Below are 23,841 nucleotides of genomic sequence, written 5' to 3' on the forward strand. Positions count from 1 at the left end.
GCTTTAAGGAAGGACATGAAAATAGGTATATTTGACTCAGGACTTGGTGGACTGAGTGTCTTAAATGAAGCTTTAAGCAAGCTTAGCGAGCATGAATTTTTATATTACGCAGACGTTAAAAATGTCCCATACGGACAAAAGAGCAGGGATGAGATCTTAAAATTTAGCTTTGATGCGGTGAAATTTCTTATAGAAAATGGCGCAAACGCCGTTGTAGTGGCTTGCAACACGGCAACAAGCGTAGCGATAAAAGAGCTTAGAGCAAATTTAAATGTACCTATAATCGGCATGGAGCCAGCCGTAAAAAAGGCTCATGACTTAAGCCATGATGATGCCTTAAAAACGCTTGTCATAGCCACTCCGGTCACCGTAAATGGTGCAAAACTAAAAGAGCTGATCGCAAATTTACACGCAAAAGATAAAACTGAGCTACTTGCTCTACTGCGCCTTGTAAATTTTGCTGAAAATGGGGAATTTGATACCAAAAACGTAAAATCATATCTAAAAGAAGAGTTAGCTAAATTTGATCTAAGCAAATTTGGTTTTTTAGTGCTTGGCTGCACGCACTTTAACTATTTTAAAGATAGCCTAAGAGAAATTTTGCCGTCAAATATAAGCATAATTGATGGCAACGAAGGGACAATAAATCGCCTTATAAGTGAGCTTGGACTAAAAATTTCTACTTTAGATCAAGTCCCAAAAGTTAGATTTTTCTATTCTGGTGATGAAGTATTCAGTAAATTTGAGCTAGATAAAATTTCAAGAAATTTAACCCATCTAGAAAAGATGAGGGCGATTTGCTAGGTTAAATCTAACCAAATACCACAAATAAAAATTTTATAAAATACACTAAATTTTACATATTTTTATATGTATTTAGGCTTTTCTTTGCCTTATTATATAAACCACACTTATTACAGCAACTACAGCCAAAAGAGTGATCGTGATCAATAAAAGTGTCTGTTTGCTAGGATTTGAACCTAGAAAATAGCCAACTCCAAGCAAAACAGCACACCAAATCCCAGCTCCAAGAGTGGTAAATAGGCAAAATCTAAATATATTCATCTTGGCAAGTCCAGCTGGTAGGCTGATGTATTGGCGAATGCCAGGAATCAGACGTGAGTTAAATGTAGAAATTTCGCCGTGTTTATTGAAAAATGCTTCAAATTTATCCATTTTTTCGTGAGTGATTCCCACAAATTTGCCGTATTTTAAAACGATCTCGCGACCAAAAAAGTAGCAAAGATAATAGTTAAAAATAGCGCCAAGCAGGCTTCCAAGCGTGCCTGCAAGAAAGGCCAAAATTAAACTCATTTCACCTTTATGCGCCAAATAGCCAGCCGGTATCATTGCGACCTCACTTGGAAATGGGAAAAATGAGCTTTCTAAAAACATCATGATAAATATGCCAGCATAACCCCAGCTACTTACGCTCGCAACTATAAAATCAATAACATCATGCAGCATTTAAATTCCTGAAAAATTTTAAAGTGAGCCATTTTAGCAAAGCATAGCTTAAGCTTTTTGACAAAAATAAAGAGAGTTTATAGCTTATAAAACAAAATGAAATTAGAAACAAAATAGGGCGAAAGCTCGCCCCGTTTTTAAAATGCAGGTATAACCTCGCCTTTATAGCGAGTAATGATGAAATTTTTAGTATCAGGGCTAAGCACCGCATCAATCAAAGCTTTGATCTTAGGGTTATTTTCATTGCCAGCCTTTGTGACGATGATATTAGCGTAAGGACTATTGGCGTCTTCAAGCAAAAGTGCGTCTTTTGCCACGCTCATACCAAGGTCAAGGACGAAATTTGTGCTAATAGCAGCGATATCGACATCATCAAGCGTTCTTGGTATCTGAGCACCCTCAAGCTCTACAAATTGTAAATTTTTAGAATTTTTAGTTATGTCATTTATAGTTGCAACTTTCACATTTTTATCGATCTCGATAAGGCCAGCTTTTTCTAAAATTCTAAGTGCTCTATTGCCATTTGATGGATCGTAAGCGATCGCAACTTTTGCACCATCTTTTAACTCTTTTATGTTTTTTATCTTTTTAGAGTAAAAGCCAAGTGGCTCGACATGGACATTTGCAACACTTACAAGATGCAAGCCTCTAGCCTTGTTTTGCTCTTCAAGATATGGTAAATGCTGAAAAAAATTTGCATCCAAACTGCCATCTTCTGTTGCGACATTTGGGATAGAGTAGTCTGAAATTTCAGAGATAACAAGGTCATAGCCTTTATCTTTTAGCTTTGGCTTTACAAATTCTAAAATTTCAGCGTGTGGTACTGGCGAGACGCCAACTACGATAGTGTGGTCCTTGTCGGCTGCGTGAAGGCTTAGAGCAACTAAAGATGCGGTTAAAAGTTTTATAAATTTCATTGTTTTTCCTTTTTTGATTTGATTTGAAGCGACGCTAAAAAGGTAAAAGCTTTTACGTCGCTTTTTATAAATTTAATTAAAACGCTGGGATAATAGCGCCGTTATATTTTGTCTCGATAAATTTCTTAACTTCTGGTGAGTTGATCGCTTTATCAAGAGCCTTAGTTTTAGGGCTATTCTCGTTACCAGCTTTAACAACTACATAGTTTACGTATGGGCTATCTTTGCTCTCGATCACAAGCGCGTCTTTTGTTGGATTGAGATTTGCATTTAGAGCGTAGTTTGTGTTGATAACTGCGATAGTAACGTCATCAAGCGTTCTTGGCACTTGAGCAGTCTCGATCTCTTCAAATTTAAGTTTCTTAGGGTTATCAACTATATCAAGCGGAGTTTTTAGTGGGTTGTTGTTTAGCTTGATAAGTCCAGTACTTGCTATGATGTCAAGTGCGCGGCTCTCGTTTGTTGGGTCATTTGGAATAGAGACAACTGCGCCATCTTTTAGCTCTTTTATGCCTTTGATCTTTTTAGAATAAACGCCCATTGGCTCGAGGTGTACGCCAACTGTTTTTACAAGGTGAGTGCCTTTGTTTTTGTTAAATTCTTCAAGATATGGGATGTGCTGAAAGAAGTTTGCGTCAAGGTCGCCATCCTCTGTCGCAAGGTTTGGTGTGGTGTAGTCGTTAAATTCTTTGATCTCAAGTGCGTAGCCATCTTTTGCTAAAATAGGCTTTACAACCTCTAAAATTTCAGCGTGTGGGATAGGTGTAGCACCAACGATTATTGTTTTTGATTTGTCAGCAGCATTTGCGCTAACGCTAAGGCCTAGGGCAACTAAAGAGGTAAGAAGTAGTTTTTTCATTTGTTATCCTTTTTTAAAATTTGCCAAGCACCAAAAAAGGATAAATTTAAGCTAGAAGGTTAAATTTCTTTTTAAGCGCTTAAGCTATTTCTAAGCACTTAAAAAGAAATTCTGTGCTTAGAGATTAGTCTTTCGACGACGCGTTTTTTAGTAGGCGGCACATCTGGCACATATCTGATTTCATCTTTTGTCCTTTCAGCTAAAATTAATTTGGCAATTTTAAGGAAAAAAGCTTAAAATCAGATAAAAACAAAGGCTTATTTTTTAGAAATTTTATATAAGTAGTTACCTAAAACTTGAAAAATTTGAACCATAATGATAAGAATAACCACGGTGTAGAGCATGATATCTGGGCGAAATCTCTGATATCCGTAGTTTATAGCGACAGATCCTAGTCCGCCACCGCCAACTGCACCAGCCATCGCTGAAAAGCCGATATTTACGATAAGAGTTAGTGTGAATGCCGAGATGATGCCAGGAAGCGCCTCTACAAACATCACTCTAAAGATAATCTGAAATTTCGAGCTTCCAAAGCTTTGAGCAGCTTCGATGATGCCTTTATCAATCTCTTTTAGAGCATTTTCAATGAGCCTTGCTACAAACGGAGCTGCACCAATAGTTAGCGGAACGATCGCAGCCGTAGTGCCGATACTTGTGCCTACGATCATTTTTGTGACTGGAAAGAGCACGATGATTAAAATGATAAATGGAAAGCTTCTAAGCACGTTTATAACGATATCTAGCACAAAATAAAGCTGCTTGTTTGGCTTTAGTCCATCTTTGTCTGAAAGTATGAGCAAAACCGCAGGTATGAGGCCTATGGCAAAGGCGAGTAGGGTAGAGACTATGCTCATATATAGTGTTTCGCCGATAGCTGGCAACAGTATCCTAGAAAATACATCTGGAAATTTAGAAAAATCAATACCAAACATCAAGCGACCTCCCATAAAACGCCACTTTGCTTGATGTAGTTAAGCACGTTTTCTTTATCTTTTTCATCTATGTTTATGACAAGCGAGCCAAGAACATTTTCGTTTAGCTTTTCAAGCTTGCCCCAAACTATGTTAAAGTCGATATTTAGGCTTCTAGCCATATGCGTGATCACGCTATTTTGGGCCACTTCTTTTGGGAAAAATAGCCTAATATTTGTGCCAGTGCTTGGCAGAATTTCAACCTCGCCCAAAAACTCTTTCATCTTCTCATCTGGCTTTAAAAATAGCTCTTCAATGCTTCCAGAGCCTATGATCTTGCCGCATTCTAGCAGTATCGCACGTTTTGCGATCGATTTTACAACCTCCATCTCGTGCGTGACGATGACGACGCTTATGTCTAGCTCTTTGTTTATCTTCTCAAGCAGCTCTAAAATTTGATTTGTCGTGTTTGGATCAAGAGCCGAGGTCGCCTCGTCGCTTAATAAAATTTTAGGATTTAAAGCAAGCGCTCTAGCGATCGCCACACGCTGTTTTTGACCGCCACTTAGCTCGCTTGGATAGCTTTTTGCCTTATTTTCAAGACCGACTAAATTTAAAAGCTCTCTCACTCTTTTTTCAGTTTCATCGCTTTTATAGCCCCAAAATTTAAGCGGAGTAGCGACGTTTTCAAAAACATTTTTTCTAGCCATCAAGGCAAAATGCTGAAATATCATCCCAACATCCCGCCTTAAATGTCTCTGCTGCGTCTCATCTAAATTTTTTATCTCTTTATCAAAGACTTTTAGGCTGCCACCTTGATAGCTTTCAAGCCCATTTATGCATCTTAAAAGCGTTGATTTGCCAGCACCACTGTGTCCCACTATAGCAAAAATTTCACCCTTTTTAACTTCTAAATTTATATCAAAAAGGATCTGCGTATCACCATAAAATTTGGTTAAATTTTCTATCTTTATCACTATTTTTCTCCAAGAGCTTCTAATTCTTCACATACTTTTTTAAATTTAGCCTCAGCGCTTTGCAAAGCCTCTTTGTTTGTCTCTATAACTTCTTTTGGTGCGTTTGCTACGAAATTTTGGTTATTTAGCATGACTGAGAGTTTGGCCATCTCTTTTTCAAGCTTTGTCTTTTGAGACCTTAGTCTTGTGATGATACCGCTCATATCAAGCCCTTCAAGCGGGACAAATGACTCTAAATTTTCACTCACGTCTCTTATTGAATTTTCGATTTTCTCATCTACAAAGCCGATCTCTTCGCATTTTGCAAGCAGCTTGATGTACTCTTTAACCTCGTCTAGATCTATTTTTTCATTAAATTTAACAAAGGCTTTTTCTATCTTTGAGTTGCCAAGATCGATAGTCGCTTTTGCACGGCGAATAGCCACGATTGCCTCGATAACTAGCTCAAATTTCTTCTCAACATCTAAATTTCGCTCTTTTACCTCTGGGTAGCTCATCACCATTATTGATTTTGCGTTTTCAAGCTGTGTGCCGCTAAGTTCCTGAAATAGATACTCTGAAAGAAACGGCATGAAAGGGTTTAGCAGCTTCATCGTCTCTTTAAATATACTTCCAAGCTCTTTTACGCTCGCTTTATCAGCCTTGCTAAGCTCGATGCCCCAGTCACAAAACTCATCCCAAAGGAATTTATAAAGTGTGTTTGCTGCGTCATTGAAGCGGTAAGCGTCGATGTTTTCGCGCACCTCTCTCACGCACTCGTTAAAGCGGCTATTCATATAAATTCCAAGCTTTGTTTGAAGTTTGATATCCTCTAAATTTTCAAATTTACTCTCATTTAGCATGAGATATTTGCTCGCATTATAAAGCTTGTTGGTGAAATTTCTTACCTGCTTCATCTTGGCGTCGCTTAGCTTGATATCGCGTCCTTGAACGGCTAGAAGAGTTAGCGTAAAGCGCAATATATCGGCGCTATACTCATTTATACTATCAAGCGGATCGATGACGTTGCCAAGACTCTTGCTCATCTTTCTGCCAAATTCATCCTTTACAAGCGCGTGCAGATAGATATCGTAAAATGGCAACTTACCAAGGGCATTTTCACCCTGAAACATCATCCTAGCAACCCAGAAAAATAATATATCAAAGCCAGTGATTAGTAGGTTGTTTGGATAAAACTCGGCGAGGTCTCCCTCAAACCATTTTTCATTTTTAAGCTCATTTTCATTGCCCCAGCCAAGTGTGCTAAATGGCCAAAGACCGGAGCTAAACCATGTATCTAGCACGTCTGGATCTTGGTGAATGTTTTTACTTTTACACTTTTTACACTCGCACGGCTCTCCCTCATCAGCCCACATATAACCGCACTCATCGCAGTAAAATACTGGAATTTGATGTCCCCACCAAAGCTGACGTGAGATACACCAGTCTCTTAGCTCTCTCATCCACGCGTTAAAGCTGTTTATCCAGTGCGGTGGGTAAAATTTAGCAAGGCCCTCTGATACCTTTTGTATCGCCTCGTCTGCGATCTCTTTTTTGACAAACCACTGCTTTGAGATGTATGGCTCGACGACGTTTTTGCAGCGGTAGCAGTAACCAACTTGGTTTTCGTAGTCTTCTATCTTCTCAACATTGCCAAGTTTTTCAAGCTCAGCTACTACGATATCTCTAGCCTCAAGCCTCTCAAGACCTGCAAATTTATCGCACTTGTCGTTTAAAATGCCTTTTTCATCAAAGACAGTGATAAACTCAAGGTTGTGCTTTTTTCCAACCTCGTAGTCGTTTTGATCGTGTGCAGGTGTGACCTTAACAAGGCCCGTTCCAAACTCCATATCAACGTGCTCATCTGCGATGATCTCTATCTCTCTATTTATGATAGGTAGCACCACTTTTTTGCCGATTAAATTTTTATAGCGCTCGTCGTTTGGATTTACCATTACGGCGGTGTCGCCAAAGTAGGTTTCAGGACGGGTTGTAGCCACTACAACAAATTCGCTTGGCTTGTCTGCAAAATAGTATCTCAAATGATAAAGCTTGCCCTTATTTTCTTTGTGTTCGACCTCGATGTCAGAAAGCGCGCCGTCGTGTGTACACCAGTTTATCATGTAGTTTTTCTGAACGATCAGCCCTTTGTCGTACAAATTTACAAAGGCTTTTTTAACAGCTTTTCTTAGGCCCTCATCCATGGTAAATCTCTGGCGTGACCAAGCCGGAGTGATGCCAAGCTTTCGCATCTGATGTACGATCATGCCACCGCTTTTTTCTTTCCACTCCCACACTTTTTCTACAAATTTCTCGCGTCCAAGCTCTTCTTTTTTGATGCCTTGAGCTAAAAGCTGCTTTTCAACGACATTTTGAGTGGCGATGCCAGCGTGGTCAAGTCCTGGCTGCCAAAGTGTCTTATAGCCGTCCATTCTCTTGTAACGAGTCATGATATCTTGGAGTGTGAAGGTTAGGGCGTGTCCGATGTGAAGCGAGCCAGTCACGTTTGGAGGTGGCATCATAATGCAAAATTTACGTCCATCTTTTTGGATATCTTTGTTTGCGTCTATCTCGAAGTATCCGCGTTCTTCCCAAATTTTATAAAATTTATCTTCTGTCTCTTTTGCATTGTAAAATTCTGCCACTTTTGTTTCCTCTTTCGTTTAAAAAATGCTTAATGTTATCTAAAATTTGTTTAAAAAAATCTTTGCAAAAGTGGGGAAATATGGGCTTGGGGCGGTTAAACGCCCCGAAATTTATATGGCTTATTTGACAGTAAAGCTTCGCTGAGCTAGGTCGTAGTCGTTTTGTCTTTCGTTATACATATTTTCAGTAGTGACTGCGCCAAGTGAGCATTTACCACCAAGTCTTACACGATAAGGCGTATAAAGCACAGCCTCTCTCTTATCACTATCTAATGCATAAAAACTTAAAACGCGATCATCTTTTATACTTTGATATTCAAGCTCAATGCTATCTTTAAGGCTCTTATTAAAACCACTTAAATTTTCATTTATCGGCTCAAAGCAGCTACTTACTATCTCGTTTATTACGCCATTTTTAACCATAGCTTTAGAATTTATCACTATTTTTGAATAGACAACATCATTTACTCTTAGGCTGTCAAGACCTAGCTCTTTGCCTTTTTCATCGACAAACGTTCTATAAACATCAAGCTCTTTTGGTTCTATTTTATGTTTAATCTCAAGTGGCACATAAGCGTAGCTTAAAATAGTGGCATATAGCTTGTTTTCGCCAAGTGGCGTGATGGTAAAATTTCCATCTTTTGCTGTAAATGATACACTTAAAAGGCCGTCAAATTCTTTGCTTTCGCCATTGTAGCTAAGCTTAAATTTATTATTTTTCTCACCAACATCTTTGCCAAAGTAGGCATTTAGCGCTCTAAGGGTAAATGCACGCTCTTGCGTAGAGCTTAGCTCATTTAAATTTGTGATCAAGAAATTTGCAAGATCATCTGAGTAGTCGTTTTTCTCAAAATATTTTGCGTGCAGATACAAAATAAATGCATTGTCTCTCATCTTTGAGCCAAAGCTAGAATAATCCCTGCTATAATCAGCCGCCTGAGCTTTTTTGATATCTTTTAGCGCCACCTTTGCTTCGTCATTTAAGCCGTTTAGCTTTAGAGCCGCTGCCATTAGATATTTATTAAGTGCGGTAGTATTGTAAGCTTTGTGGTCATAAATTTTATTTAGCACCGATTTATCAGCAACATTTGCGCGGGAGCTTACATAAATAGCATATAGAGCTTCAATATCTGTGTTTGTATATTTTAAGAGCGAATTTAATGCTCTTTGCTTTACATTTTTATTTAGCTCATATCCAGCCTCTTCAAGATCAAGCAGCACATCAGTTGCATAGATCGAAGCAAATGCATTAGTACTACTTAGATCGCTCCAGTAGCCAAAGCTACCATCTGGTTTTTGCATCTTAATTAGCTCACTCATACCGCTTGCAATAAATCTCTTTTGATCATTTTTTTCAAGCTCATCTTTTGGCTTTAAATTTAAAAGTGCAAGCAGTCTTGAGCTCCTTTGCTCCGCACATCCATAAGGGTACTCAACTAAATTTTTAGAAGCTGCTAATAGCACGCTTGAGACCGAGCTTGACGCATCTATACTAACATTGTGAAAGCCTTTTGGAAGCGAGATCATACTCTCTTTGTCAAAGACGCTACTTTTTGCATAGGTGCTTATCGTATAAGGATTAACTACATCAAGTAAATTTTGAGCTGTTTTTGAGCTGTTTTTGTCGCTTATTGTTATATTGTATTCGCCAGCTCCAGCTTCAAGAGCTGAAATTTTAAATGTAAAGGCTTTATTTTCAAGCGGCTTTAAATTCGCATTTTCTTTTGTTTTAATGCTTAAATTTTTACTGCTAGCCACTTTTATGGTTAAATTTTTATCCTCATTTGTTGTGTTTATAAGCCTTAAGTTTGCATTTAGCTCATCGCCTTTTAGCAGATAAACTAACGCGCTTGGCTTAATAATCACATCATCTTTTACTAAAATTTCTTTATTTACCGCATTCATGCTATTTTCATTATTTGCCACGACATCTACTCTAATGGCAGAGTTAAAGCCATTTGGCGTTTTAAACTCGTATGAAATTTCACCATTATCGTCAGCTTGAAGACTTACTAAATTTGCATATGTTTTTATCTTTTTGCTATCGACTGGGCTAGCATGTTTTGCCATCTTTGCCTCCATGGCAAGTGCTGCCATATCACCACCAAAGCTTAAAGTTTTGCCCTCAACCTTATAGTTTGTGAGCATATTATAAATGTCATAGTCAAAGACACCATCTGGTAAAATTTTGTCAAAAAATTTAAGTGGATCAGCTGGCTTTTGTGACGTTATATCAAGCACGCCAACATCTGTGATAAATAAATTCACATAAGCTTTTGGCTTTGTTTTTAGAGAAATTTTTATATTTTCATCACTTTTTGCTGTATTTGGTGCATCAATGCTTAGATCAAGTATCCTTGATGACTTATCAGCTTTAGCATAAACCTTACCGTAAGTCCTAAACGGAGTTAATCCACTATCTGTCATGCGGTAGATATTTGCACTCACGTAAAGTCCACTAAAATCAAAATCAAGTTTAAATTTCACATTTGCTGAGTTGTTTTTTATCTTAACGACCTTGTAGGCTTTCACGCCACCATCTTCAAGTGTAACAAGGGCGATTCCTTCTTTTATAGCTGAGCTTATATCAGCACTTAGTTCATCGCCTTTTTTGTAGATATTTTTATTTAGTTTGATTTGAGATTTGCTAAGCTCTTTTGTAGGCGCTAGAGTCGAGTAATTGTAGCCACTTACGTCCATATCAAGGCTTGTGCTTGCTCCACTTACTAGATTTGTAGCGATGATCACATATGAGCCACTTTGTGTAAATTTATAGCTAAACTCGCCATTATCTTTATAAAAATTATCCACATCTTCTAGTGTTTGAAACCACTTTATATAGCCATTTGCATCTCTTTGGTATTGCCAAGTGACACGTTTTATATCAAATTTTAAATTTGATTTTACGGCCTTTTGACTTGACATATCTACTACAACCGTTCTTATTTTTACATCTTCGTTTGGCTCAGCAAATGTCGTGCTTGCTGCGATACCAACCATATCCTTGTAAGGATAGAGTGTAAAGCTTTTTGTATCGCTTACGTTTTTGCCATCATCATTTACATTAAAATTTATCACGCCTGTTATGATAGAAGAGGCATTTTTAGTGCTAAAGCTGAGATCTATCATTTGGCTTGATTTGCCATCTTTTGAAAGAGTGAGATCATTTTCAAAAGATGGATAAGCACTTGGTTTTAGCGTATTATTTTTAAATTTATACTCTTTAAACTCGCTATTTTTATATTCATCATCAAAAAAGCTCACCTGCATGCTGCCATCAAGCTCGCTAGCAGCGCCACCAAAGAGATAGTTACTAGCTAGATTGGCTCTAACAAGCTCATTTGCGAAAAATTTATCTCTCTCAAGTGTTATCTCATTTTTTATCCTATTTGGCATAAAACTCTCAACAAAAAATGGCACATTTGAGATCACTTTGTTTGCGTAAATTACTTGCATATTAAATCTACCGCTAAGATCACTTAGTATCTCTTTTTCAAAATTTACCATGCCAACGTCATTTGTATTTTTTGAAATTTCAGCACTACTTTTGCCTTGTGGATCGAAAAATTTTATCTTTATAGGCATATTTTTTAAAGGATTAAAATCTCTATCCCTTAGGTAGATTGCACCCTTTAAACTCTCATTTGGTCTTATGATATTTGAAGCAAAATGAACGTATGCATCGATGCTCTCACTGGCATTTTGGCTCATAAATTTCGCTTCATTTACAGCTTCGTCTTCTTTTAAAATAAGAAAATTTTGCTCTTTTCCAAGAGAGACAACCACTGAGGAGATATCTTTGTAAATATCTTTTTTGTTAAATTTAAAAACGCCTATATCATTTGTCGCACCAACTACAATTTCTTCGTTCTTTTTGCCATAAATTTTCACATTTGCGTTTGGAAGCATTGTATTTTCGCCAAGACGATTTGCAAATACGAAAATTTCATCCTTACCAAGCTTTGCATTTACGGCGATATCACTTAGATATACTACTTTTGAAACGCTCTTATCTTTGCCGTAGTTTAAATTTATCTTATAAACGCCGTCTCCAGCCCCAGCAAAGTCAAGTTTGATTTTATTTAGAGAAATTTCATTTAATGCACCATCAAGCTTATAGCTTTTGCTTGCCACTTTTGCGCTGAAGTTGCTTAACTCTTCGTTATTGTCATTAAAATTTAAAAAATATCTAAAATTTTGATCGCTTAGCTTTTCAATGCTTACATTTAGCTCAGGCAAATTTGCACTTCTAATACCGATCTCACCGACACTTGAGATATATGGTTCATTATTTATAAAATTTGCAAACGGAGTAAAATTGCCAGCTACTACTTCATAGCTATTTTCTTCTCTTACTACATTTCTATCATCGCCAAAGCCTGGTTTAATGGTGATTTCATAACTATTTTGTGGCTTAAAATCGTCACTTGTGATATCAATGTAGTAATAATATTCGCTAAGTTCTGAGTTTTCTTCATAGTTGTCACTATATTTAACGTCACTGATGCTAAAGTTTTTTACACCTTTAATGTTTATAAATTTTTTTAAGTTAATATCGTCATCAAGCCAATTTTTTAGATAAATTCTAAAGCCCAAGATGCCATTATCAAGGCTTACTGGATAAATTTCTGGTATCTCAAGACTCTTTGAATTATCATTTATATTTGCGCTTTCTTCACTTATTTCATCGGCAAAATTTACTATCGTTTCACCTGAAAGCGTTGCGCCAAATTTGCTCTCAAATTTTTCACCAAAATCAAAAACTGGATTGCTTAAATTTTTATCAAGATTAAGCTCAAAACTATTGTTAGAAAGCTCAATTGCTTTAAATTTCGCATCTTTTACGGCAATATTTTTGATAGCTTCAATATTTACTTCATCATTAAATTTAACTATATATTTGCTATCGCTTATTTTTTCTATCTTTGTTAGCTCAAATTCTTTCGTGGCAAAACTAGCAGTGCTTCCGTTTTCAAGCTTGCAGCTATAATCCAAACCAGCGTGCATATCTTTTGTAAAAAATAGCAAGCTTTGACTATTAAATCTAACCGTACCATTTAATGCTGGTTGGCACAAAAGTAGCTTTTTATCGCTTAGCATACCAACAAAATTTTTATCTACTTCATCTTCTAGTCCAAACTCTACGCTTAGGGGCGATTTTATCTGCGCAGTGCCATTTAGGCTCAAAGCATATAAATTTGTCATTCCCAAAAGTGCTAGAAGTGCTACTTTTTGCCACATTTTATCTCCTTATTTTTATTGTTATTTCACTTTGATTTGAGTTTTGATCAAGGCATTTTATGCTGTGCTCGCCAAGAGTTAGATCAAACTTTTTTTCGCTTGCGTTTTCTATCTTAGAAAAGTTCAAATCATCTATTTTTAGGTAAATTTCATCACCTAAAAACGCGTAGCATTTTACCATAACTTGTGTGATATTTTCATCTGTCACTATCTCTTCACCGTCATACGGATAGGCAAAAACTGGCTTTTTGTCTTTAAAAATTTCAGCACAAGGACTTGTTTGCATCTCATCTTTATCCAAAAGCTCATTTTTAACCAAAAAATCAAGCTCTTCGCCTCTTAAACTTTCGCACTTATCCTTTAAATCTACACCCTTTATCCTATCATCAAGCGCCATTTTTTTACACTTTTCATAGTTAAAGGCATCAAGGCAGGTTGGCAGCTTTTCTATGCCATCTGGCTCACTTATAAATCTTAACTTCTCTTTTTGAGCGATTATCTTAAACATATCAAAAAGACTCTTTGATACGTCATTTAGCCCTGTTAATTTATCAGTTTTACTGGCATTAAAATTTCCAATCCAAATAGCAATTGTGTAATTTTCATCAACGCCTATGGCATAAAGATCACGTGAGTTTGCACTTGTACCAGTTTTAAAGGCAATCTTTGGTGTATTTTGGGCATACTGCCAAGCATTTTTTAGATATGATCTTGAGGCTTCGCTTAGCATTTTAGCAGTTAAATAGGCACTTTGAGGCGAGATGAGAGTTACATTTTTCTCTTCATTTTTGTAATTTTTGCCAGCAAACTCAAGTGGTCTATAAATGCCGTCATTTGCATAAATAGTATAAAGATGAGCAAGATCAAGCAGGCTCATTTCAGCACTTCCAAGTGTTATAGAAGCTCCATAATACTCCTTATTTTCATCTACCAAATTTACCTTTTCAAGTAGTTCGTAAAGTGAATTATCTTTTAGTTTTAAGTTTAAATTTATAACCGGAATATTTAGGCTGAAATTTAGAGCATCTTTTGCGCTTACGATACCTAAAAAATCATTACTAAAATTCTTTGGAGCATACTCTTTTATATAAATTTGCGTGTCTATTAACTGCGAATTTGGCGTTATAAGCCCGCTATCAAGCGCAAGTGAGTAGATAAAAGGCTTTAATGTGCTGCCAGTATTTCGCTTCATATTTAGTGCTGAGTTTTTGCCATCCCGTGCGTGCTCATCATGTGAGCCGATAAAAGCAACGACGCTCATTTTTTTATTGTCAATGACTACTGCAGCGGCATTGTTTGCATTTTTTGCCTTTAGCGAAAACATCGCATCTTTTAAAATTTTAAGCATATCTTTTTGTAAATTTAGATCCAAGCTCGCCTTTGAAATTTGGTTTTTAAAAGCGACATTTGCATAATCTTCCGCGGTTACGATAGCTTTTGCTCTTACATTTTTAAATGGCTCAGCCTGCGCTCTTTTAAATGCACTAAGATCAATTAAATTTGCCTTATAAAGCATCTTTATGACCCTGTTTTTTAGAGCATTTATGTTTGAAACGCGGTCTAGTCTATTTTTGTTTGGATTTTTAGGGATCGTGCTTAAAAGTGCGGCCTGAGCGTAGCTAAGATCGTTTAGCTCCTTACCAAAGTAAAAGAAACTTGCCGCCTTTGCACCCTCGATATTGCCGCCGTATGGGGCTAAATTTAGATAAAAATTTAAAATTTCATCCTTGCTAAAGTGAAGCTCAAGCTGAAATGCTCTAAAAATTTCTTTTATCTTGTTTTTATAGCTTCGATCACTTGACTCAAGCATCCTAGCTACTTGCATCGTGATAGTGCTAGCCCCTATGCGGTTGTCGCTTCTTAGGTTGTGGAAAAATGCTCTAAAAATGGAGGCAAAATTTACCCCAAAATGGTAGTAAAAGTATCTATCTTCAAAAAGTACGACGCATTGTTTTAGCGAGTTTGGGAAGCTTTGCTCGTGAAATCTCCAAATTCCGTCGCTACTAAGCTTCATATTTATGATCTCGCCATTTTTATCAAGCAAAATTTTGGCTTCGTCTTTTTTAAGCGCATCTAAATTTAGTGGATAAATTTGATCAAGTATCAAAAAAATAGCGACCATTAGAGCCAAAAATAGGACAAGGAATTTTAAAAATTTAAACTTTTTCATCGGCGTGATTATAGCTGTTAAAGTTTAAGTAGCTATAATTAGACCTTTTTAAAAAAGAGGAAACAATGCCCTTATCTAGGTTAAACAAAGAACAATATACCGCCGCAACCGCGCCATTTGGACACAATCTCATCATCGCTTCAGCTGGCACTGGCAAGACTAGCACCATAGTCGCTCGCATCGCTCATCTTTTAAATTTAGGCGTAAAGCCAGAAAAAATTTTGCTTCTAACATTTACCAACAAAGCAGCCAGCGAGATGATAGAGCGCTTAAATAGGTATTTTGACAAACAAATCACCTCCAAAATCACTGCAGGCACCTTTCACTCGGTATCATTTTCGCTTTTAAAAAGCCTTGATAAAGGCGTCACGCTAAAGCAGCCAAGCGAGCTAAAGACGCTTTTAAAAAGTCTTGTTGAGAGGCGTAAATTTTACCATTTAAGCGACGTCAAACCTTACGGCGGAGCCTATCTATACGATCTTTACTCGCTATTTCAAAACAGCGAGCAAGGCACAACATTTGGCAAATGGATAAGCGATAAGAGCGAAGAGCAAGGCGTTTATGCTGAAATTTATGAAGATGTTTTAGAGGAGTTTGAGGCTGAGAAGGCCAAATTTGCCTACGCTGATTTTAACGACCTTCTCATAAAAATGCGCGACGAGCTAAAAAAAGGGGCAAATTTAGCTTATGATGAAATTTTGATCGATGAGTATCAAGACACAAACACGCTTCAAGGCAGCCTAATAGACGCATTTGCGACAAAGAGCCTCTTTTGCGTGGGCGATTTTGACCAGAGCATCTATGCATTTAACGGCGCAAATATCGAGATCATAGGCTCATTTAAAGATCGCTTCCCAAACGCAAATATCTACGCTTTAAATGTAAATTACCGCTCAAGCTCAAGCATCCTTGCCCTTGCAAATAAGGTCATAAATAACAACCCGAGGCTTTATGAAAAGCACCTCACAGTTAGCCGAGAGGGAAATTTCAAGCCGCCAAGGCTGCTTGTCTATAACGAGCTTTTTGATCAGTATCAAAATATCGCCGACATCATCTCGCTCTCGCCATTTAATAGAGAAAATATCGCCATAATTTTTAGAAATAACTCCTCAGCTGATGGCATCGAGGTTGCGCTAAAAGAGCGAGGTATTGGCTCAAAGCGAAAGGGTGGGGTGAGCTTCTTTGAGAGCCGCGAGATCAAAGCGCTCATCGACATCATGGGAATTTATGTCAATCCAAAAGATATAATGGCATTTATCCACATCTGCGAATACGCAAAAGGCGTTGGCAGCGCAGTTAGCAAAGAAATTTTTGACGCACTACTTAAGCTTGGGCATGGAAATTTGATAAAAGGGATAGTTGAGCCAGATGATAGTGTAAATATCTCATCAAATAAAAGGCGAAACTACCAGCTAGGCCTTTTTGACGATCTTGATGAATTTGCCGAAGTTTCAAGGTTTTCTAAGCTTGGCTTTAGCGATAAATTTCTAGGTCATCCGATACTAAAACTACAAAAGCTAAGTGAGAGTGGGGCGCAGTTTTTATATGAAATTTACAACTTTTTAAGAGGCATGAGAAATATCTCAAAGCCAGCCACGATGATAAATGAGATAAAAAATAGCAAAATTTACTCGTTAATCGTCGAAAACATCAGCACAAAAAGAGCAACTCTAAAAAACGGTAATGTTGATCTGGCGCTTAAAGAAGAGGTCAAAGAGCGCATAATGGCAAAGAGCGTGGTGCTAAGCGAGCTAGCTAAAAAGTATCAAGATATCAGTAAATTTTATAACTTTTTAGCCCTTGGAAGCAACGAGATGAGCGAAGGGCAGGGCGTTAGCTTGCTTAGTGTGCATGCGAGCAAGGGGCTTGAATTTGACCAAGTCTTTATCGTCGATCTCGCACAAAATCGCTTTCCAAATTTAAAGCTAATGAGCATGGGTGGCAGCCTAGAAGAAGAGAGACGGCTTTTTTACGTAGCAGTAACAAGGGCTAAAGACGAGCTTTATCTTAGCTATGCAAAATACGACAAGATAAAGAAGGTGACCTATCAGCCAAGTAGGTTTTTGATAGAGGCTGGCATGGCGAAAGAGGAAGTTTAAAGAGAATTTTAATCTTATTAAGTAAAATTGACCAATTTTTTACAAAGAGAAGCGATGAAAAAATCTAAAATTTTAATAATCCTGCTTATTTTAGGCGTCGGTGGATATTTTATCTATGATAATTTTTTTAAGATAAAAGATGAAAAGGTGGAGTTTATCACCAAAAAGGCAAAGAAAGGTTCATTCAGTAAAAAAGTCGATGCGACTGGAGAAATTTTTGCTACCGAGCTAGTTGATGTGGGTGCTCAGGTGAGCGGCCAGATAAAAAAACTCTACGTTAAGCTTGGAGATCAGGTCAAAAAAGGCGATATGATCGCAAGTATCGATAGCTCGACCCAGCAAAATAACATCGATAATAAAGAGGCGCAACTAGCTATCTACAAAGCCCAGCTAGAAAGCGCAAAAGTGGCTCTAAATATCGCTAAAACGCAGTTTGATAGAGAAAATGCACTTTTTGCCAAAAATGCCACTTCAAAACAAGAATTTGAAAGCGCAAAAAATACTTATAGTACAAATAGCGCAAAGATAAAGGAGCTGGAGGCTCAGATAAAGCAGACAAATATCGAGCTAAGCACAGCTAAGATAAATTTAGGCTACACAAAGATCACCGCTCCAAGAGACGGCACCGTAGTAAGCGTGCAGGTTGAGGAGGGTCAGACTGTAAATGCCAACCAAACTACGCCAACTATCGTAAATATCGCTGATCTTAGCCATGTGAAGATGAAGATGCAAATAGCAGAAGGTGACATCACCAAGATAAAAGTCGGCACGCCAGTTGAGTACTCGATCCTCTCTGAGCCAACGAAGAAATTTCAAACGACTGTTAGCTCGATCGACCCAGGGCTTACTACGCTAAGTGACGGCAGCTACGGCTCAAGTAGCAGCAGTAAGTCTTCATACTCAAGTAGCTCTAGCAGCAGCTCGGCGGTCTATTACTACGCGCAAAGCATCGTTGATAACAAAGATGGAATTTTAAGAATAGGTATGACCACACAAAACGAGCTTTTAATAGCAAACGTCAAAGATGCCATCATCGTGCCAAGCATCGGTATCAAAAAAGATGAAAACGGCACTTTTGTCTATGTGCTAAAAGATGGCAAGCCCGTAAAAACAGCGGTCAAAACTGGCATAAAAGACAACCTCGATACGCAGATCATCAGCGGCATAAATGAGGGTGACGAGATCATCACATCTCAAGGCTCATCAAGCGAGATCGCTAAGATGATCGCAAAAGAACATAAGAAGTTTTAAGTGATAAGCCTAAAAAACATCACTAAAAGCTTTAAGCTGGGTGACAATGAGATAGAGATCTTGCATGGCATAAATTTAGAGATAAAAAAGGGCGAATTTATAGCCATCATCGGTCAGTCTGGCTCTGGCAAATCAACCCTGATGAACATCCTTGGCTGCTTAGACAGCCCAAGTGGTGGGCAGTACCTGCTAGATGGTAAAGATATATCAAAATTTGATAGCGACGCACTTGCCAAGCTTAGAAGGGATAAATTTGGCTTTATCTTTCAAAGATATAACCTGCTTAGCACGATGAACGCCCTTGAAAACGTCGCACTGCCTAGCATCTATGCAGGTGCAAACAAGAGCGAGCGAGAAAAAAGAGGGATGGAGATCTTAGACTCTCTTGGACTTAGCGAAAAGGCAAAAAATTTACCAAATAAGCTCTCAGGCGGACAGCAGCAAAGGGTCTCCATAGCAAGGGCACTGATGAATGGTGGCGAGATCATTTTAGCAGACGAACCAACAGGCGCGCTTGATAGCAAAAGTGGGCTAAGGGTGATGGAAATTTTAGTTGATCTTTATAAAAAAGGTCACACCATCATCATCGTCACGCACGACCCAAAGATCGCAGAGTACGCTAGCCGTGTGATCGAGATAAAAGATGGCAACATCGTAAGTGACAATGTCAAAAATAGCAAAATTTATGAAGCCAGCAAGCAAACCCAGCCAGAAAAAAGTAAATTTACCTACTATAAAGACCAGCTCATAGAGAGCTTTAAAATGTCAGTAAATGCGATGCTAGCGCACAAACTAAGATCGCTTTTAACGATGCTTGGCATTATTATCGGCATTACAGCTGTAATTAGCGTCGTTGCCCTTGGCAAGGGCTCGCAGGAGCAAATTTTAGCTGGTATCAGAAAGATCGGCACAAACACGATCGACATCATGCCAGGTAAAGGCTTTGGCGATATGCTCTCAGGCAAGGTAAAAACGCTCTCCATAAGCGACGCAAACATGCTTGCCAAGCAGTCTTTTTTAGACTCAGTCACGCCAAATACAAGCACTTCAGGCGTGCTAACTTATGAAAATATCTCGCTAAGTGCGAGCCTAAAAGGCGGTGGAGTAGGGAGCTTTGATGTAAATGGGCTAAAGCTAGAAGAGGGCAGAATTTACGATGATGACGAGGTTTTAAACTCAGCTTCAGTCGCTCTAATAGATCAAAACACTAAAAATAGCATCTTTAAAAATGATGATCCTATCGGTAAGATCATACTTTTTAACAAAAGGCCACTTCGCATTATCGGCGTTTTGCAAAAGGATGATTTTAAGATGGGCGATTCAAGCACGCTTAAAATTTACGCTCCATACACGACTGTGCTAAACAAGGTCACAGGGGATAAATTTATAAGCTCGGTCACCGCCAAAGTAAATGAGGGCGTCAATGCGCAAATCGCCGAAAAAACGCTAACTGAGCTTTTAGAGATCAAGCACGGCAAAAAGGACTTTTTTACAAGAAACTCAGACAGCATCAAGCAAACGATCGAAGAGACCATCTCGACCATGCGCCTGCTCATCTCAAGCATCGCCGTCGTCTCGCTCGTAGTTGGGGGCATAGGCGTCATGAACATCATGCTAGTCTCAGTCACCGAGCGCACCAAAGAGATAGGCATAAAAATGGCGATCGGAGCCAGACAGAGCAATATCTTACAGCAGTTTTTGATAGAGGCGGTGCTACTTTGCCTTATCGGCGGAGCCATCGGCATCGTCCTATCCTACGCTATTGGCTACATCTTTAACAACTTCTTAAACGGCTTTAGCATGATCTTTTCAAACGGCTCGATCGTACTTGCACTTGTCACGTCGATGGCTATTGGCATCATCTTTGGCTACATGCCTGCCAAAAACGCCTCGAAACTAAATCCAATAGATGCGCTTTCAAGGGAGTAATATGAAATTTCTAAGCCTAGCTTTAGTGCTCGTTTTAAGCGGCTGCGCTGTTAAAAATATAGATGAAAACTATAAGCAAATTTTACTTGAAGATAATGCAAGCCGTGAGCTAAATTTAAACACTTCTTGGTGGAAGCAGTATGAGCAAAGCTACCTTGATGAGCTTGTAGAACTTGCTCTTAAAAACAACACCGACCTTGCAAAAGCTGCGATAAATGTAAATAAAGCGCTCGCTCAAGCTGGCGTTTTGCAGGCAAATTTAATCCCAAGTTTTAACGCTGGTTTTGAGGCAACAAGTAGCAAAAATATAAAAGAGGGCGGTGCTTCTAGTAGAAACTTTGGCTCAAGCATAGGGCTTAGCTACGAGCTTGACCTTTGGCAAAAGCTAGCAAATAGCAAAGACGCAGCGATGTTTGAGGCAAAAGCAACTAAATTTGATCTAGAAGCTAGCAAACTAAGCGTCATAAACTCAGTAGCAGACGCTTATTTTCAAATTTTATATCTAAATGAGAGCATCAAAACTTATGAGCAAATTTTAGAAATTTATAATGAGCTAAATAAGATAGTTGGGCTTAAATTTAGGCTTGGCAAAGAGGAGGCGCTAAGCCTAAAACAGATAAACTCACAGCTCTTAAGCGCTCAAAATAAGATAGAAAGTGCCAAAAAAGAGCTTGTGACTGCCAAGAAAACGCTTAGGATTTTGCTAAATGAGAGGCCAGAGTTTGAGCTTAAATTTGAAGATCTCACGCTAAGTCCCGTTAAAAGAGTGGGCGTTGATCTAGATGTGCCAACAAGCGCCATAGCAAACCGCCCTGATCTAAGAGCGGCCATTTACCGCATAGAAGAGGGCATCTTAAACTACAAAGCGAGCCAAAAAGAGTTTTATCCAAGCATCACGCTAGGAGCCAGCCTCAAAAGTAGCACCGACAAAAAAGAGGAAGCCTTTAGCCTTAAATTTCTAAATGGCAACATCGCCCTGAATTTACCATTTTTAAACTATGCTAAGCTAAAGTCAAATTTAAAGGTTAGCGAGGCAAATTTCGAGCTTGCAAAGCTAAACTACATAAGCACTCTAAATAGCGCACTAAACGAGATAGACGCATTTTACAAAGGCTACCTAAACGACGAAGCGCTACTTGCTAACTACCAAGAGCAGATAAAAAACTACGAGGAAATTTCAAAAATTTACGAGCTAAAATACTCCTACGGCAAAGTCGAGCTAAAGCAGTTTTTGGAGGCTAAAAATAGCGAGCTAGAGGCTAAAATAGGGCTATTAAAAGCAAAATACACGCTTTTACAAGACGAGCTAAATATCTACAAAGCCATGGCAGGCAAATTTAATAGATAAATTTATAAGCTTAGTTTGGAGCTAAGAGACAAACGAGTGTAGCGCAGATAAAACCAAAGCAAACAAAAAAGAGTTGTGGAATTTCTCTCATTTATGAGAAGATATGCTAGAAATTTTAGACTCACCAATCTTTATACTAAAAAATATACACTAAATGTCCATATATTCTTTCTTTAGTTAAATTTAAAAAACAGGGTAGCTAAATTTTCTGCCACAATTATTTTTGAAAATTGTAAAATTTTAACTAATTTTTTACAAATATTTTTACATCAAATTTAATGGATAAATTAAAATCATACAAAAGATAAAATCCAAAATAAACCTATAAATCAATATTTAAATTCATATAAAAGAAAAAATAAGAAAATTAAAATAGCAATTTGAAAATTATAGTTTTCAATACAAATATATAAAAAAGCTTGTATTTTACCTTTTAACATATTCATATTAAGTATTATGCTTTTAAATTATCTTTTTAAAATGAAAGTCATATTTGATTTTTTGAAAACTTACACATTTAGAAGTAAGTTTTCAAAAATTAGAAGTTTTATAAGATTGTAGATTTTAAGCCAAAAGCTCTTTTGCGATCATACTTATGCGTTTTGCTTCAGCACTTGCTCCGATCTCATCTTTTGCTATTTTCATTACAGCACCTAAATTTTTACCAGCTCTTTCAATAATATTTTTTATTTTCTCTTTAAGCTCTTCATCGCTTAGTTGTGCTGGCAAATATGCCTTAATAAGCTCAATCTCGCCCTGCTCTTTTTTAGCCAAATCCTCTCTAGCGCCTTTTATATAAAGCTCAACCGAGTCAGCCCTCTTTTTGATCTCCTTTTGAAGTAGCGGAAGTACCACTTCATCAGTCATTTCAATCCTTTGATCGACTTCAACTTGCTTAAGTGCTGCATTTAGCATTCTTAAAGTATCTCTTTTAAACTCATCTTTTGCCTTCATAGCCTCTTTTATATCAGATAAAATTTGCTCTCTTATGCTCATTTTCTCTCCTTTAAATTTTTGAAATATTAACTAAAAATTTGTGATAATTTCTTGAAATTTTCCTTGCAGATAGGCCACACCAACACCCTCTCTAAGCCCATCGTCAATAACTAAAAATTTTGCTTCTTGCTCGCCTAGAAGCTCCTCTAAAAGTAAGGTTCCAGCGATGAGCGGATACTTTCTACTTCTTCCAACCTCCACATCAGCGCTCTTATCATCCATCTTTAAAAGTTCATCTACAAACCAAGCAAGATCATCATTTTTAAGCTCAAATCCGCTTACTTTTTTTGGATCATAGTTATCGTAGTTAAGTCCAAGTCGCAGCGCTGCGATAGTAGTTGGTACGCCAGAAGTCAGCACAATAAATTTATTTTTTAAGCTATTTAAAAATTCTCTTGCATCTTTTGTATAAATTTTTGCATTTTCTTGCATTAAATCAAGCGTTTTAAATTTCTCAAAAAATGTAATAATGCCAAATTTAAAGCTCATAAAATTTCCATCTTCGCCGATCTCTGAGCTTGCTCCACCGATGTCAATGACGCTAAAATTTTCATTTATTCCAAGCTTTTTAAAAGCATTTTGAACACCCAAAAATGTAAGCTTTGCTTCTGCTTTACCACTGATGATATGAAAATTTATGCCAAATTTTTCTCTTATCTCGCTAAAAATTTCCTCACTATTTGACGCTACCCTAAAAGCCTCAGTCGCGACTGCTGCGCATTTAAATTTGTCAAAATCAAATTTATTTTTAGCCTCCGCTATCGCTTCAAAGAGCCTATTTTTAGACTCATCTGCTATCTTGCCACTTTCATTTAGCCCTCTAGCAGCTCCTACTATCTTTTCATAAATTTGCTCATTACTAAAGCCATTTTGCTCTTTTTTGACAAGTGCTACGCGAAATGTGTTTGAGCCAAGATCGATCGCTATAACCAAAATTTATCCTTAAAAATTTTTTCAGATTCTAACATATGATAATTTAGTATCATTTAAAGTTGAAAAATTCTAAAAACTTTAATATTTTTCAAGATATAATCCCTATCAAAAACCTTATA

15 protein-coding genes are annotated in these 23,841 nt (G+C 37.6%); 5 read left to right on the plus strand and 10 right to left on the minus strand.

Features of this window, described 5'->3' with window-relative positions:
• Nucleotides 1–15: 15 nt before the first annotated feature.
• Nucleotides 16–804: a glutamate racemase gene (gene murI / locus G6W45_RS03585; RefSeq protein WP_194167543.1), complete on the plus strand. Its 789-nt coding sequence runs from the start codon at nt 16–18 to the stop codon at nt 802–804.
• A 72-nt stretch (nt 805–876) separates the two neighbouring features.
• Here murI and G6W45_RS03590 read toward each other — a convergent pair whose 3' ends face one another.
• The 8 genes from G6W45_RS03590 to pbpC form a co-directional block, all read right to left on the minus strand.
• Entirely contained in the window at nt 877–1,467 is a 591-nt protein-coding gene (locus G6W45_RS03590; RefSeq protein ID WP_194167544.1) for a DedA family protein, read from the minus strand.
• A 137-nt stretch (nt 1,468–1,604) separates the two neighbouring features.
• The gene (locus tag G6W45_RS03595) at nt 1,605–2,384 is read right to left on the minus strand and encodes a MetQ/NlpA family ABC transporter substrate-binding protein (RefSeq protein ID WP_021091343.1); all 780 of its coding nucleotides are present in this window, start codon (nt 2,382–2,384) and stop codon (nt 1,605–1,607) included.
• A gap of 76 nt (nt 2,385–2,460) precedes the next feature.
• Nucleotides 2,461–3,243: a MetQ/NlpA family ABC transporter substrate-binding protein gene (locus G6W45_RS03600; RefSeq protein WP_194167545.1), complete on the minus strand. Its 783-nt coding sequence runs from the start codon at nt 3,241–3,243 to the stop codon at nt 2,461–2,463.
• A gap of 257 nt (nt 3,244–3,500) precedes the next feature.
• Nucleotides 3,501–4,175: a methionine ABC transporter permease gene (locus tag G6W45_RS03605; protein ID WP_194167546.1), complete on the minus strand. Its 675-nt coding sequence runs from the start codon at nt 4,173–4,175 to the stop codon at nt 3,501–3,503.
• Nucleotides 4,175–5,131: an ATP-binding cassette domain-containing protein gene (locus G6W45_RS03610; RefSeq protein ID WP_194167547.1), complete on the minus strand. Its 957-nt coding sequence runs from the start codon at nt 5,129–5,131 to the stop codon at nt 4,175–4,177. The genes G6W45_RS03605 and G6W45_RS03610 overlap by 1 nt, the downstream gene beginning before the upstream one ends.
• Nucleotides 5,131–7,755 (minus strand): valine--tRNA ligase, encoded by a 2,625-nt coding sequence (locus G6W45_RS03615; protein ID WP_194167548.1) that lies wholly within the window; start codon nt 7,753–7,755, stop codon nt 5,131–5,133. The genes G6W45_RS03610 and G6W45_RS03615 overlap by 1 nt, the downstream gene beginning before the upstream one ends.
• A 120-nt stretch (nt 7,756–7,875) precedes the next feature.
• Nucleotides 7,876–12,996, minus strand: coding sequence for an alpha-2-macroglobulin family protein (locus G6W45_RS03620; protein ID WP_194167549.1), 5,121 nt, complete (start codon nt 12,994–12,996; stop codon nt 7,876–7,878).
• A 1-nt stretch (nt 12,997) separates the two neighbouring features.
• Nucleotides 12,998–15,166: a penicillin-binding protein 1C gene (gene pbpC, locus G6W45_RS03625; protein WP_194167550.1), complete on the minus strand. Its 2,169-nt coding sequence runs from the start codon at nt 15,164–15,166 to the stop codon at nt 12,998–13,000.
• Nucleotides 15,167–15,231: 65 nt separating this feature from the next.
• Here pbpC and G6W45_RS03630 point away from each other — a divergent pair, with 65 nt between their 5' ends.
• From G6W45_RS03630 to G6W45_RS03645, 4 genes are read left to right on the plus strand one after another with little or no spacing between them, the layout of a single operon-like run.
• The gene (locus G6W45_RS03630; RefSeq protein ID WP_194167551.1) at nt 15,232–17,265 is read left to right on the plus strand and encodes an ATP-dependent helicase; all 2,034 of its coding nucleotides are present in this window, start codon (nt 15,232–15,234) and stop codon (nt 17,263–17,265) included.
• 54 nt (nt 17,266–17,319) lie between these two features.
• Nucleotides 17,320–18,516 (plus strand): efflux RND transporter periplasmic adaptor subunit, encoded by a 1,197-nt coding sequence (locus tag G6W45_RS03635; protein WP_194167552.1) that lies wholly within the window; start codon nt 17,320–17,322, stop codon nt 18,514–18,516.
• Entirely contained in the window at nt 18,517–20,445 is a 1,929-nt protein-coding gene (locus tag G6W45_RS03640) for a MacB family efflux pump subunit (RefSeq protein WP_194167553.1), read from the plus strand.
• Between the two features lies 1 nt (nt 20,446).
• A complete protein-coding gene (locus G6W45_RS03645) occupies nt 20,447–21,793 on the plus strand; it encodes a TolC family protein (RefSeq protein ID WP_194167554.1) in 1,347 nt (448 codons plus the stop codon).
• 564 nt (nt 21,794–22,357) lie between these two features.
• On the opposite strand, the gene G6W45_RS03650 is transcribed toward G6W45_RS03645, so the two are convergent.
• Nucleotides 22,358–22,789, minus strand: a complete 432-nt coding sequence (locus tag G6W45_RS03650; protein WP_107811231.1) for a GatB/YqeY domain-containing protein — start codon at nt 22,787–22,789, stop codon at nt 22,358–22,360.
• Between the two features lie 30 nt (nt 22,790–22,819).
• Nucleotides 22,820–23,722, minus strand: coding sequence for a Ppx/GppA phosphatase family protein (locus tag G6W45_RS03655; RefSeq protein WP_107811230.1), 903 nt, complete (start codon nt 23,720–23,722; stop codon nt 22,820–22,822).
• Nucleotides 23,723–23,841 lie beyond the last annotated feature (119 nt).

Source organism: Campylobacter concisus, assembly GCF_015229955.1.
Taxonomy (GTDB): Bacteria; Campylobacterota; Campylobacteria; order Campylobacterales; family Campylobacteraceae; genus Campylobacter_A; species Campylobacter_A concisus_AT.